We start from the raw sequence: 13478 nt of genomic DNA, 5'->3' as shown, positions 1-13478 counted from the left end.
AAATGAATGTTTTATTTGCAGTGGTAGTTATTATATTAGCTTTATTTACCTTTCAGGGATATAGAAAAGGATTGATACGGGTATTTTTTTCGCTGATATCCTTATTTCTTACCATTGGGTTAGTAGTGTGGATGTCACCTTATGTTTCTGATTTTTTGGAAAAAACACCTGTTTATCATAACATACAGCAAAAATGTGTAGAAAGCATACAGGGAAAAGCGCAAAATGAAATGGCACAAGAAGCGGGAGTTCAAGAAACTATTGAGATAGCAGGGATAGAGATTCCGAAAGAATGGCAAGAATTGTTGACTCAAAGAACGGCTGAAACAGCAGATGGTTTATTAGAACAGAGCGGTGTTTATCAAGAAATAGGAAATTATGTGGCCGGTATCATTATCAATGTGATGGCATGCGTGATAACTTTTATTGTGGTATTTTTGGTGCTTCGGATTTTAATAAATCTATTGGACATTATAGCAAAGCTTCCGGTATTGAATGGTATGAATCATTTGGGGGGCACGTTGGCAGGAGCGATAGAAGGGATTATAGTGGTATGGATTATATTCTTTGCAATTACTGTATGTAAAAGTAGTGAATTGTGCCAAGGACTGTTGATTGATATTAATCAGAATGCACTCTTAAAAATTTTATATGAAAATAATTTGGTAGAATATATTTTGATGCGAGTGATTTTGTAATAGATATGGGGGTCTGCTTTCCAGTAGACCCCCATATCTATTAAATTAATGGAAAAAAATACTAAAAAAAGAGACTAAAATTGTTGTCAAAAAGTGTTGACAGGTCAAAATAAACATGATATTATAATCTTCGCCGCTGGGAACGGCGGCAAACTTCTAAAAAATATTTTGGAAAAAATAAAAAAAGTTGTTGACAAGAGCAGATAACTGTGATAAGATATAGAAGTTGTCGCTTGAGACAGCAAAACAAACAACATTGATAACTGAACAGTGAAACAACCTTGAAAGATTCTAAGAGTTTTCGCCTTTTAGAAGGTGAAAGAGTCGGCAAAGACTGACAGAATTTTTTGCAGGACAGCATCCAAAAGATGCGACCTTAAAACAGTAAAAGCCAGAAATGATTCTGGTTAGGAAAAACTTTTTTAGAGAGTTTGATCCTGGCTCAGGATGAACGCTGGCGGCGTGCTTAACACATGCAAGTCGAACGAAGCACTTAACTTGATTTTCTTCGGAATTGATTGTTCTGTGACTGAGTGGCGGACGGGTGAGTAACGCGTGGGTAACCTGCCTCGCACAGGGGGACAACAGCTGGAAACGGCTGCTAATACCGCATAAGCGCACAGCTTCGCATGAAGCAGTGTGAAAAACTCCGGTGGTGTGAGATGGACCCGCGTCTGATTAGCTAGTTGGTGAGGTAACGGCCCACCAAGGCGACGATCAGTAGCCGACCTGAGAGGGTGACCGGCCACATTGGGACTGAGACACGGCCCAAACTCCTACGGGAGGCAGCAGTGGGGAATATTGCACAATGGGCGAAAGCCTGATGCAGCGACGCCGCGTGAGCGAAGAAGTATTTCGGTATGTAAAGCTCTATCAGCAGGGAAGAAAATGACGGTACCTGACTAAGAAGCTCCGGCTAAATACGTGCCAGCAGCCGCGGTAATACGTATGGAGCAAGCGTTATCCGGATTTACTGGGTGTAAAGGGAGCGTAGGCGGCAGGGCAAGTCTGATGTGAAAACCCAGGGCTCAACCTTGGGACTGCATTGGAAACTGTTCGGCTGGAGTGTCGGAGAGGCAAGCGGAATTCCTAGTGTAGCGGTGAAATGCGTAGATATTAGGAGGAACACCAGTGGCGAAGGCGGCTTGCTGGACGATTACTGACGCTGAGGCTCGAAAGCGTGGGGAGCAAACAGGATTAGATACCCTGGTAGTCCACGCCGTAAACGATGAATACTAGGTGTCGGGGAGCAAAGCTCTTCGGTGCCGCAGCAAACGCAGTAAGTATTCCACCTGGGGAGTACGTTCGCAAGAATGAAACTCAAAGGAATTGACGGGGACCCGCACAAGCGGTGGAGCATGTGGTTTAATTCGAAGCAACGCGAAGAACCTTACCAAGTCTTGACATCCCAATGACCTAGTATGTAATGTACTATCTCTTCGGAGCATTGGTGACAGGTGGTGCATGGTTGTCGTCAGCTCGTGTCGTGAGATGTTGGGTTAAGTCCCGCAACGAGCGCAACCCTTATCTTTAGTAGCCAGCGGTTCGGCCGGGCACTCTAGAGAGACTGCCAGGGATAACCTGGAGGAAGGTGGGGATGACGTCAAATCATCATGCCCCTTATGACTTGGGCTACACACGTGCTACAATGGCGTAAACAAAGGGAAGCGAAGCCGTGAGGTGGAGCAAATCCCAAAAATAACGTCTCAGTTCGGATTGTAGTCTGCAACTCGACTACATGAAGCTGGAATCGCTAGTAATCGCGAATCAGAATGTCGCGGTGAATACGTTCCCGGGTCTTGTACACACCGCCCGTCACACCATGGGAGTTGGAAATGCCCGAAGTCAGTGACCCAACCGCAAGGAGGGAGCTGCCGAAGGCAGGTTCGATAACTGGGGTGAAGTCGTAACAAGGTAGCCGTATCGGAAGGTGCGGCTGGATCACCTCCTTTCTAAGGAAAATCGAGTAGAAGTTGTTTCACTGTTGAGTTATTAAGTAGAGCACTTGGTGAATCCGAGCAGAAGCGAAGGATGAAGTTAGTGCGAACTTAGTTCGAAGGAACTTAATGAGAACGAGCCTAAGGCGAAGGTCGAATTTAGTGAATCGAACTTCCTTATAAAAACTTAATGACAGGAATTTCTGGTGGTGATGCGCTTAGGGGACACACCCGTTCCCATCCCGAACACGATGGTTAAGACCTAAGCGGCCGATGGTACTATGCTGGAGACGGCATGGGAGAGCAGGTGGCTGCCAGATTAAAAAGAAAATAAGCTGAAAAGCTTTTAATATAGAACGGGCTTTTACGGAAGCCAACCTGAATCAGCAGGGAAGTGCTGTTAAGATAGCTGGTTTTACCAGTGATTAGAGGGTTCAAAGAGATTTGAGTTTTCTAATGACTGATAAAGTTCAGTCAGAAATGTACCTTGAAAAGTTCACATAGAAAAATTGATGATAAGATTCAAGACATCAAACATCCGAGAATAACAAGTATCAAAGATACGAGCATCGAAAGATGCGGACCCGCGATGACAACGCTATGTCAGCGCGTAAAAGAGGTCAAGCAAATAAGAGCGCAGGGTGGATGCCTTGGCACTAAGAGCCGATGAAAGACGTGATAAGCTGCGAAAAGCTTCGGAGAGGAGCAAATATCCTATGACCCGGAGATATCTGAATGGGGAAACCCGGCTGGAGAGACTCCAGTCATCCATACGCCAATCCATAACGTATGGAAGGGAACCCGGTGAACTGAAACATCTAAGTAGCCGGAGGAAGAGAAAGAAACATCGATTTCGTAAGTAGCGGCGAGCGAACGCGAAAGAGCCCAAACCGGAATGCGTGCATTCCGGGGTTCGGACCGCATAATTGATTCAACGAGTTTAGCAGAATGGTTTTGGGAAAGCCAGCCAGAGAGGGTGAAAGCCCCGTAAGCGAAAAATAAGTTGACATGGCGGTATCCAGAGTACATCGAGACACGAGAAACCTTGATGGAATGAGCGGGGACCACCCCGTAAGGCTAAATACTCCTTAGTGACCGATAGCGCATAGTACTGTGAAGGAAAGGTGAAAAGAACCCCGGGAGGGGAGTGAAAGAGAACCTGAAACCCTGTGTTTACAAGCTGTGGAACATCCTTATGTGGTGAACCGCGTACTTTTTGTAGAACGGTCCGGCGAGTTACGTCATCTGGCAAGGTTAAGGACTGAAGGTCTGGAGCCGAAGGGAAACCAAGTCTTAATAGGGCGATTAAGTCAGATGGAGTAGACCCGAAACCGGGTGATCTACCCATGTCCAGGTTGAAGTTGCCGTAAAAGGCAATGGAGGACCGAACGCACATCCGTTGAAAAGGGTGGCGATGAGGTGTGGGTAGGGGAGAAATTCCAATCGAACCCGGAGATAGCTGGTTCTCCTCGAAATAGCTTTAGGGCTAGCCTCATGAGAGTCTGCTGGAGGTAGAGCACTGAATTTCCTAGGGGGCGTCAAAGCTTACCGAAGAATATCAAACTCCGAATGCCAGTCAGATGATTCATGGGAGTCAGACTATACGAGATAAGTTGGATAGTCAAAAGGGAAAGAGCCCAGACCACCGGCTAAGGTCCCAAAGTGCATGTTAAGTGGAAAAGGATGTGGGATTTCGAAGACAACTAGGATGTTGGCTCAGAAGCAGCCATTCATTCAAAGAGTGCGTAACAGCTCACTAGTCGAGAGGTCCTGCGCCGAAAATGTCCGGGGCTAAAACATGACACCGAAGCCGTGGGATGTATTTATACATCGGTAGAGGAGCATTGCTGACGCGACGAAGCAGTACCGAAAGGAGCTGTGGAGTGTCAGGAAGAGAGAATGCCGGAATGAGTAGCGAGAGGAAGGTGAGAATCCTTCCGGCCGAATATCCAAGGTTTCCAGAGTAAAGCTGATCTGCTCTGGGGAAGTCGGGACCTAAGGCGAGGTCGAAAGACGTAGTCGATGGACAACAGGTTGATATTCCTGTACTGCAGTATAACAGAACTGTGGGGACGTATGTGGAAAGCATGAGCCGGGAATGGAAAGACCGGTACAAGCGAGGTAGGAGTTAAGTTGGCAAATCCGCTTAGCAATCCGAAGACGTGATGTGGAGCGAACTAAAGTAGCGAAGCATGTGAGCCATGTACCAAGAAAAGCCGCTATTGTTTATACTGTACCCGTACCGTAAACCGACACAGGTGGATGAGGAGAGAATCCTAAGGCCGACGGGAGAAGCATTGTTAAGGAACTCGGCAAAATGACCCCGTAACTTCGGGAGAAGGGGTGCCCATCTTTGATGGGCCGCAGAGAATAGGCTCAAGCAACTGTTTAGCAAAAACACAGGTCTATGCAAAACCGAAAGGTGAGGTATATGGGCTGACGCCTGCCCGGTGCTGGAAGGTTAAGAGGAGAGGTTAGCGCAAGCGAAGCTTTGAATTTAAGCCCCAGTAAACGGCGGCCGTAACTATAACGGTCCTAAGGTAGCGAAATTCCTTGTCGGGTAAGTTCCGACCCGCACGAAAGGCGTAATGATTTGAGCACTGTCTCGACAATGCACCCGGTGAAATTGAAGTACCAGTGAAGATGCTGGTTACCCGCGCCAGGACGGAAAGACCCCATGGAGCTTTACTCCAGTTTGGTACTGGGATTCGGTACTGCATGTACAGGATAGGTGGGAGGCTTAGAAGTTGGAACGCCAGTTTCAATGGAGCCACTGTTGGGATACCACCCTTGCAGTATTGGATTTCTAACCAGCCGCCGTGATCCGGCGGTGGGACAATGCCAGGCGGGGAGTTTGACTGGGGCGGTCGCCTCCGAAAGGGTATCGGAGGCGCTCAAAGGTTCCCTCAGAATGGTCGGAAACCATTTGTAGAGTGCAAAGGCAGAAGGGAGCTTGACTGCGACACCGACGGGTGGAGCAGGTAGGAAACTAGGACTTAGTGATCCGGTGGTATAAAGTGGGATTGCCATCGCTCAACGGATAAAAGCTACCCTGGGGATAACAGGCTTATCACTCCCAAGAGTTCACATCGACGGAGTGGTTTGGCACCTCGATGTCGGCTCATCGCATCCTGGGGCTGTAGCAGGTCCCAAGGGTTGGGCTGTTCGCCCATTAAAGCGGTACGCGAGCTGGGTTCAGAACGTCGTGAGACAGTTCGGTCCCTATCCGGCGCGGGCGTAGGATATTTGAGAGGAGCTGTCCTTAGTACGAGAGGACCGGGATGGACGGACCACTGGTGTATCTGTTGGCATACCAATGCCATGGCAGAGTAGCCAAGTCCGGAAGGGATAAACGCTGAAGGCATCTAAGCGTGAAGCCCCCCTCAAGATGAGATATCCCATTCTTAGGAAGTAAGACCCCTTGAAGAGTACAAGGTAGATAGGGCAGAGGTGGAAGTGCAGTAATGCATGTAGCTGACTGTTACTAATCGGTCGAGGGCTTGACCAAGAACGGATGAAGATTTCTGTGTGAACTTTTTAAGGTATATGCCTTAATAGAAGGCCTAGTGGCTCAGTTGGTTAGAGCGCCGCCCTGTCACGGCGGAGGTCGAGGGTTCGAGTCCCTTCTGGGTCGTTAATATGGGATCTTAGCTCAGCTGGGAGAGCATCTGCCTTACAAGCAGAGGGTCACAGGTTCGAGCCCTGTAGGTCCCATTTTTGTTACTATATAGATAGTATATGCCGATGTGGCTCAATTGGCAGAGCAGCTGATTTGTAATCAGCAGGTTATCGGTTCGAGTCCGATCATCGGCTTTTTGAAAATTTCATATTTTCATTATGGGTGGATTCCCGAGTGGCCAAAGGGGACAGACTGTAAATCTGCTGGCAATGCCTTCGAAGGTTCGAATCCTTCTCCGCCCATTTATCTTATATCGCGGGGTGGAGCAGTCTGGAAGCTCGTCGGGCTCATAACCCGAAGGTCACAGGTTCAAATCCTGTCCCCGCAATTCTTTTTTTAGTCAACTGCCCAGTTAGCTCAGTTGGTAGAGCAGAGGACTGAAAATCCTCGTGTCTCTGGTTCGATTCCGGAACTGGGCACTTTCAGTTAATTAGAAAATTTGGGTGTGTAGCTCAGTTGGTAGAGCACTTGACTTTTAATCAAGTTGTCCCGGGTTCGAACCCCGGCACGCTCATTAGTATAGAAAAGAAGTGTTAAATTAGCACTTCTTTTTTTGTGCAGTATGTCGAAAATAAAAAACTCAAAAAACTATAGTGAAAAAATTTTCTGCATGTGCTAGAATTAACATATATAAGGAAAGAGAAAATACGCGATTTATTAGAACGAATTAATCATTAGAAAGGATGATAATATATGATGACAGATGAATTGCGGGAACAATTGATTAAGCAGTTTTCTGCGGAGGTGATTGAAACAAAAGGGGATATGGATCAGGTCTACTATTCTTGCCCGGGATGTGGACGTCCGGTGTCAAAAGGAATGGATAAGTGTGGATGCGGACAGGCATTGAGTTGGAAGAATATTAAGACCTCAGAGGAATCCCAGGGGGTGAAAAAGGCAACATTACAGTTTGAGGTACCAATAGATTTTGCTAAGGGGGATTGCAGAAAATGTCCAATATCTTATATTGGAAAAAGTGATGGAGATAATGTTTATGAATGTCCATTAAAGATGAGAGGTTCTTGTAAATTAGAGATTTCATAGGCTATTTGAAAGAGTATAAGATAAGAAATAAGGGGTAGTGGTACAAAGGCAGGTAACAGGAGTGAAAAATACAAAATCATCAACATTATTAACGGAAGGGGTTATTTGGAAAAAGATGATTGCATTTGCAGTGCCAATTTTTCTGGGTAACCTTTTTCAACAGTTATATAATACAGCGGATTCCCTGATAGTAGGAAATTTTATTGGCAGTGATGCATTGGCTGCGGTAAGTTCATCAGGGAATCTGATTTTTTTAATGGTAGGTTTTTTCAATGGAATTGCCATGGGAGCTGGTGTGGTAATTGCGCGTTACTTTGGTGCGCGTAAAACGGAAGAATTGGAAAAGGCGGTGCATACTTTGGTAGCACTTGGATTAATGGCAGGAGTTGTCTTGACGCTGGTTGGAATGTTGGCGACGCCTTATATTTTACAGTGGATGGGAACACCGGAATCGGTTCTTCCAAATTCTATTTTATATTTTCGGATTTATTTTGCAGGTTCTCTCGGATTTGTTATGTACAATATTTTTGTGGGGATTTTGCAATCGGTAGGGGATAGCCGACATCCGCTCATGTATTTGATTATTTCTTCTATTACTAACATTGCATTAGATTTGTTGTTTATTGCAGTATTAAAAATGGGAGTTGGAGCAGCAGCGGCGGCTACCATTATTTCGCAGATTTTAAGTGCAGTACTGTGTTTTGTGCGTCTGATAAGAAGTAAAGAGGAATATCGTATTCAGGTGAAAAAAATACGGTTCCATGGTAATATGATGAGACAAATTATTAGTAACGGTGTACCTGCGGGAATACAGAATTCTATTATTGCTCTTGCAAATGTGGTGGTACAGTCCAATATAAATGCATTTGGTTCGGCAGCAGTAGCGGGCTGTGGCGCCTATGCTAAGATAGAGGGATTTGGATTTCTGCCGATTAATTGTTTTGCGATGTCATTGACTACCTTTATCAGCCAGAATCTTGGGGCAAAACAGTATGATCGGGCAAAAAAAGGAGCTCGTTTTGGGATTATTTGTTGCATCACAATGGCGGAAATAATAGGGATATTGATTTTTGTGTTTATTCCGCAGTTGGTGGGGGCTTTTGACAATACACCAGCCGTAATACAGTATGGAACTACTCAGGCGAGAACTGTTACATTGTTCTATTTTCTGTTAGCATTGTCTCACTGTCTGGCAGCTATTTTCAGAGGGGCAGGAAAGTCGACTGTTCCTATGGTAGTAATGCTGGTTTGTTGGTGTATGATACGAATTACATATATTACGATAGCAGTACAAATTTTTCCGGTAATTCGGACAGTATTTTGGGCGTATCCGTTGACATGGTCTTTAAGTTCTGTTATTTTTATGCTCTATTTTTTCCGAGCGGATTGGATTCATGCATTTGACCGGCAAGAATAGAATAAGTATAAGGTTTCTGTTTTTTGCACATCATATTATGGAAATAATATGAAAGGCAGGAAATTTTATGGCAACAGATTTTAAGCAGAGTGAAACAATGAAGAACTTAATGCGTGCATTTGCAGGGGAGAGTCAGGCAAGAAATCGTTATACTTTTGCAGCATATCAAGCAAAACAGCAGGGACTGTATGTAATTGAACAGGTATTTCGTTTTACGTCGGAGCAGGAAAGGGAACATGCAGAAGTCTTTTATAATCAGTTACAGGAACTGGCAGGGGAAACAATTCACATTGACGGTGGTTACCCGGTTGATATTAGTCCGAATATTGCAGATTTGCTGAAGATGGCACAGCATAATGAGTATGAAGAGCATGATGATGTATATAAGCATTTTGGAGATATAGCCAAAGAAGAAGGATTCGGGAAAGCGGCAGCCCGTTTTCATATGATTGCGGAAATCGAAAAGCTTCATGGGGATCGATTTGGAGCTTTTGCAAAACTATTGGAGGATAATCAGCTATTTGTTTCTAAAGTGGAAACAAAGTGGATGTGTTTGAATTGTGGATATATTTTTGAAGGAAAAGAAGCACCAAATCAGTGTCCGGTTTGTGAACACGAGAGAGGGTGGTTTGTACGAATGGAATTGGCACCTTTTTGCAGAGATGGTAATTATGAAAAATTCTCTTAAAAACTGTTAAAATTAATATGCAAATAGAAAAATATATGCTAAGATAAATACCGGATTTGGCAAGACCAAAGAACAGAGAAAGTACCGTACGGTGGAGGAAATAGAGAATGAAGAAATACACAATACGAAGAATAATATTTGAATATGCGTTGATTACAGTGGCATCATTGATATTGATTATAGGAGTATATTTCTTTAAGTTTCCAAATCATTTTTCATTTGGCGGAGTAACCGGCTTGGCGGTAGTGTTGAGTGCGGTGACGTCATTGAGTGCCAGTACACTTAACTTTGTGATTAATATGTTGCTTCTGGTATTGGGATTTGTCTTTTTGGGAAAAAGTTTTGGCATAAAAACGGTGTATGTGAGCATTTTGACCTCAGTTGGTTTAAGTGTGATGGAGAAGATTTATCCGATGTCTAAGCCATTCACAAATGAACCTGTGTTGGAACTGATTTTTGCTATTGTACTTCCGGCATTAAGTTCTGCAATTCTTTTTAATATTGGAGCTAGTGGTGGTGGTACAGATATTTTGGCAATGATACTAAGGAAGCACACACCGATTAATATTGGTACGGCATTGTTTCTGGTAGATTTGTCTATTACGATTGCGGCATGCTTTATATTTGATGCACAGATAGGATTATGTTCTATATGTGGTCTTTTGGCAAAGTCTTTAGTGATTGACAGTGCCATAGAAAATATTAATCTATGCAAGTATTTTACAATTATTTGTGATAAACCGGAACCAATCTGTGAATTTATTCATAAAGAACTGATGCGGAGTGCTACTATATTTAAGGCAGAAGGTACTTATGCTCATCAGCAGAAGTATGTAATCCTTACGGTAATGAAACGAAGTCAGGCAGTACAATTACGAAATTTCATTAAAATGAACCAGCCGATGGCATTTATGATGATTACAAATAGTAGTGAAATTATTGGAAAAGGGTTCCGAGGATTAAATTAGTGACTTGATTTAATAAGAAAAATGGTATACAATAGTTAGCATGACGAAGGAGTCTGAGAATATCTCAGGCTCCTTTTGTGCGTTATGAATAGGTAAGTTGTAAGGAAGGGTGATAGATAAGAATGAAAACATTGGAAACGAATGATTGGATGATACTAAATAGTATTATTTATAAAATTTATACAACAGAGAATTCTCTTACGATGCGCCAGCAGCTATTAGAACAGATGAAGATGGTACTGGATTTTGACAGTGCTGATTTTTATCTTGCTTCGAAGGAAAAAGAGGGAAAACTAATAGAACCGGTGATGTATAATTGTGATGAGGATCAGTCTGAAAATTATGAAGAACTTGGAAACAGTAGAGAAATTATGTACAGTGGAAAAAGTTTGGTCTATCGGGAAACTGATATTATCTCAGATGAGAAACGTGTGGAAACAGAGTATTATAAGAAGGTATATCGACCAAATAATTGGCATTATTCCCTTCAAATGATATTGGGAAAGGATAAAGAATTTCTTGGTATAATTACCTTTTATCGTACCATTGGAAAAGATAATTTCCAATATGATGATATTTTTCTGTTGGATTTGTTGAAGGATCATCTTTCTTATCGACTGTATCGTGACCGGCAGGAATGTAATACGGGAAAAGAAAAATTAACGGTTACGGAAGCGGCAGAAAAATATGGACTTACCAGGCGAGAACACATGATACTGCGTTTGTTGATGCAGGGGAAGGACAACAATCAATTGTGTGAAGAACTTTCCATTAGTGTTAATACGTTAAAAAAACATATCCTGAATATCTACCGCAAGTTAGGAATCCGGAACCGTGTGCAAATGTTTAAAATGGTAAAGGAAAGAGAATAAAACCATTAACTCCACTTAGAAAGAATATCTATAATGTCATCTGTGTTATTGGCAAAATGTGTACCACCATGTTGGATAAGAAAGTCTAGGTCGCGGAATCCCCAGGTTACACTAATGCAAGGAATTCCGGAATTATTTGCCGTTGCAATATCTACATCAGAATCCCCCACATAGATACAGGTTTCCGGTGCAGAACCAAGTTCTTTCATAGCCTCAAATACAGTATCCGGTGCCGGTTTTCGGGCAATTTCCTTCGATTCGCCAATTGCAATTGAGATATATGGTGTGAAAAAGTCTTTACACAATTCTTTTACTGCCTGGTCGAATTTGTTGGAAACTATGGCAAGTTTGTAGCTTTGAGTGGATAACTGTTTTAGCAAGTCCATAATTCCGGGAAAAGGCTGGGTAAAATCTTTTTTATGTAATTCATAGTGTTTCTGAAATGTTTTTACACAGTTGTCGTATTCAGGAAAGTTTCGTCCGTTTGGAATAGCCTTTTCAAATAGTACATAAATACCATTTCCAACCATACGGCGCACAGCGTCCTCTGAGTGAGTAGGTAATTGGTATTGTTCTAGCGCATAGTTTACACTATTGGTTAGGTCTGTTAATGTATTTAATAAAGTACCGTCTAAGTCGAAAATGACAGTATCGATTTTAGATGTCATATGAATTCCTCCCTATGTTGTTGTTTCCAAAACATTATAGCAGTTTTGGGATAAATATATCAATAATATTCGCATGGTAGATGGAATATAATTATAGAAAAAATGTTGGAGTTTGCGTGTGAATAAGGAGAAGAAGAGCTTGGCGAAGATAGTGCTGATTTTTGTAGTAGCTTTTTTTGCGGGGCATTTTGCAGCAAGAGCAGTAGATGTGGCAGGTACATCAGCCATACAGTCTTCGGAGGGAAATTGGGGATTGAGTTTTAGGGAGGAAGGAAAGTTGCCAGTGGCAAATGCGTCGATGGAGGAATTAGCAAAATATGATGCGTATTATGCGAAGGATACGGAAGACAAGGTACTATATTTAACTTTTGATTGTGGATATGAAAATGGAAATACACCGGCAATTTTGGATGCATTGAAGAAGCATAATGCGAAAGCTACTTTTTTTATTGTAGGAAATTACTTGTCGACCAGTCCGGAACTGGTAAAGCGTATGGTGGCGGAAGGTCATATAGTAGGAAACCATAGTTATCATCATCCGGATATGTCGGCGATGGATAAAGAAGCTTTTTCCAAGGAGTTAGGGGAGTTAGAAACCTTATACGAGCAGACGATGGGGGAACCAATGAAGAAGTATTATCGCCCACCTCAGGGAAAGTACAGCGAAAATAATCTTAAGATTGCAAAAGAACTGGGATATAAGACATTTTTTTGGAGTCTTGCATATGTAGATTGGGACCCGGATAACCAGCCGAGCCATGAGGAGGCATTTGATAAGTTGTTGAAAAGAGTGCATCCGGGAGCAATTGTATTGTTACATAATACGTCAAAAACCAATAGGGAGATTTTGGATGAATTGTTAACAAAGTGGGAGGAAATGGGATATACCTTTCGGTCGTTGGAGGAATTAACTGGAGCATAGGAGAAAATAGGAGGAAAATTTTGGAGATTTTTGTTGCATTATAAAAAAGAATGTGCTACAATCTTCCATGACACTTTGTGAATATAAATAAGAGAGGGATTAAACATTATGAGAAAAAAAAGTTTAGTAGTTGGTATGGTAATGGTGATGTCCGCTATGATGTTGAATGCATGTGGTGGAAGCTCTAAGGAAGATTATATTGCAGACGTAGAAGCAATCACTGAATTTTCAAATTCTGCAGCAACAGCAGCATCCTCATTAGACATGGATGCATATAACAGTGCTTTGGATGACTTAAGCATGAAGACAAAAGAAGGAAAAGCATTGAAAGCAGATATGGAAGAAATGGGAGATATCTTAAGCGATGCAGTAGATATGATGGAGAATCCAGCTGATGTTGATGAAGATGCAGCAAATGAACTTCAGGAAAAGATGACAAAGATTGCTGAAAAAGCTGAAGAGGATACTAAGGCATTTGTTGAAGCAGCTGAAGAAAGCGGAGTAGAAGAAGAAGATGTTGAAGATTTAAATCTTGGTTTCTAAATTCTTATGGTAACAAAAAGAATTCCTCACAGATTGTGAAGG

The 13478-nt window shown here is 42.7% G+C and carries 9 protein-coding genes, 7 tRNA genes and 3 rRNA genes; 18 read left to right on the top strand and 1 reads right to left on the bottom strand.

The features are described 5' to 3' along the window. Positions 1–2: 2 nt before the first annotated feature. The 16 genes from BIV20_RS14695 to BIV20_RS14620 all read left to right on the top strand — a co-directional run bounded on the left by BIV20_RS14695 (position 3) and on the right by BIV20_RS14620 (position 11303). Positions 3–698: a CvpA family protein gene (locus BIV20_RS14695; RefSeq protein WP_143524476.1), complete on the top strand. Its 696-nt coding sequence runs from the start codon at positions 3–5 to the stop codon at positions 696–698. 419 nt (positions 699–1117) lie between these two features. Further along, positions 1118–2650: ribosomal RNA gene (locus tag BIV20_RS14690) — 16S ribosomal RNA — on the top strand. A gap of 187 nt (positions 2651–2837) precedes the next feature. Further along, positions 2838–2955 (top strand): 5S ribosomal RNA (gene rrf / locus BIV20_RS14685). A gap of 298 nt (positions 2956–3253) precedes the next feature. Next, positions 3254–6143 (top strand): 23S ribosomal RNA (locus tag BIV20_RS14680). The 16S, 23S and 5S rRNA genes sit together here with 7 tRNA genes alongside, the layout of an rRNA operon. Positions 6144–6195: 52 nt before the next feature. After that, positions 6196–6269, top strand: a tRNA-Asp gene (locus BIV20_RS14675). Between the two features lie 7 nt (positions 6270–6276). Then, positions 6277–6349, top strand: a tRNA-Val gene (locus tag BIV20_RS14670). Between the two features lie 26 nt (positions 6350–6375). Continuing rightward, positions 6376–6448 (top strand) — tRNA-Thr (locus BIV20_RS14665). A gap of 26 nt (positions 6449–6474) precedes the next feature. Further along, positions 6475–6556, top strand: a tRNA-Tyr gene (locus BIV20_RS14660). Between the two features lie 12 nt (positions 6557–6568). Beyond that, positions 6569–6642: transfer RNA gene (locus BIV20_RS14655), tRNA-Met, on the top strand. Between the two features lie 18 nt (positions 6643–6660). Further along, positions 6661–6733: transfer RNA gene (locus BIV20_RS14650), tRNA-Phe, on the top strand. A gap of 22 nt (positions 6734–6755) precedes the next feature. Further along, positions 6756–6828: transfer RNA gene (locus BIV20_RS14645), tRNA-Lys, on the top strand. A gap of 179 nt (positions 6829–7007) precedes the next feature. Then, the gene (locus BIV20_RS14640; protein ID WP_242939886.1) at positions 7008–7358 is read left to right on the top strand and encodes a hypothetical protein; all 351 of its coding nucleotides are present in this window, start codon (positions 7008–7010) and stop codon (positions 7356–7358) included. 61 nt (positions 7359–7419) lie between these two features. Next, the gene (locus BIV20_RS14635; RefSeq protein WP_075722021.1) at positions 7420–8775 is read left to right on the top strand and encodes an MATE family efflux transporter; all 1356 of its coding nucleotides are present in this window, start codon (positions 7420–7422) and stop codon (positions 8773–8775) included. Positions 8776–8842: 67 nt separating this feature from the next. Next, entirely contained in the window at positions 8843–9463 is a 621-nt protein-coding gene (rbr, locus tag BIV20_RS14630; protein WP_075721889.1) for a rubrerythrin, read from the top strand. A 107-nt stretch (positions 9464–9570) separates the two neighbouring features. Further along, a complete protein-coding gene (locus tag BIV20_RS14625; protein WP_075721890.1) occupies positions 9571–10431 on the top strand; it encodes a YitT family protein in 861 nt (286 codons plus the stop codon). Positions 10432–10553: 122 nt separating this feature from the next. Continuing rightward, the gene (locus tag BIV20_RS14620; protein WP_075721891.1) at positions 10554–11303 is read left to right on the top strand and encodes a response regulator transcription factor; all 750 of its coding nucleotides are present in this window, start codon (positions 10554–10556) and stop codon (positions 11301–11303) included. Positions 11304–11308: 5 nt separating this feature from the next. Here the strand turns inward: BIV20_RS14620 and BIV20_RS14615 are convergent, their stop codons facing one another. Then, positions 11309–11971, bottom strand: a complete 663-nt coding sequence (locus BIV20_RS14615; protein ID WP_075721892.1) for an HAD family hydrolase — start codon at positions 11969–11971, stop codon at positions 11309–11311. A gap of 118 nt (positions 11972–12089) precedes the next feature. Here BIV20_RS14615 and pdaA point away from each other — a divergent pair, with 118 nt between their 5' ends. After that, positions 12090–12893, top strand: coding sequence for a delta-lactam-biosynthetic de-N-acetylase (pdaA, locus tag BIV20_RS14610; protein WP_143524581.1), 804 nt, complete (start codon positions 12090–12092; stop codon positions 12891–12893). A 108-nt stretch (positions 12894–13001) separates the two neighbouring features. Then, positions 13002–13436, top strand: a complete 435-nt coding sequence (locus BIV20_RS14605) for a hypothetical protein (protein ID WP_075721894.1) — start codon at positions 13002–13004, stop codon at positions 13434–13436. Positions 13437–13478 lie beyond the last annotated feature (42 nt).

The sequence above is a fragment of the Roseburia sp. 499 genome (genome assembly GCF_001940225.2).
Lineage (GTDB): Bacteria > Bacillota > Clostridia > Lachnospirales > Lachnospiraceae > Petralouisia.
Note: the sequence above shows the minus strand (reverse complement) of the source record. Positions and strands in the feature narration are given on the sequence as shown.

Bases quoted from the DNA above. Each gene is read 5' to 3' on its own strand.
- BIV20_RS14695 (WP_143524476.1), top strand. From the start codon at position 3: ATGAATGTTTTATTTGCAGTGGTAGTTATTATATTAGCTTTATTTACC.
- BIV20_RS14640 (WP_242939886.1), top strand. From the start codon at position 7,008: ATGATGACAGATGAATTGCGGGAACAATTGATTAAGCAGTTTTCTGCG.
- rbr (WP_075721889.1), top strand. From the start codon at position 8,843: ATGGCAACAGATTTTAAGCAGAGTGAAACAATGAAGAACTTAATGCGT.
- BIV20_RS14625 (WP_075721890.1), top strand. From the start codon at position 9,571: ATGAAGAAATACACAATACGAAGAATAATATTTGAATATGCGTTGATT.
- BIV20_RS14620 (WP_075721891.1), top strand. From the start codon at position 10,554: ATGAAAACATTGGAAACGAATGATTGGATGATACTAAATAGTATTATT.
- BIV20_RS14615 (WP_075721892.1), bottom strand. From the start codon at position 11,971: ATGACATCTAAAATCGATACTGTCATTTTCGACTTAGACGGTACTTTA.
- BIV20_RS14605 (WP_075721894.1), top strand. From the start codon at position 13,002: ATGAGAAAAAAAAGTTTAGTAGTTGGTATGGTAATGGTGATGTCCGCT.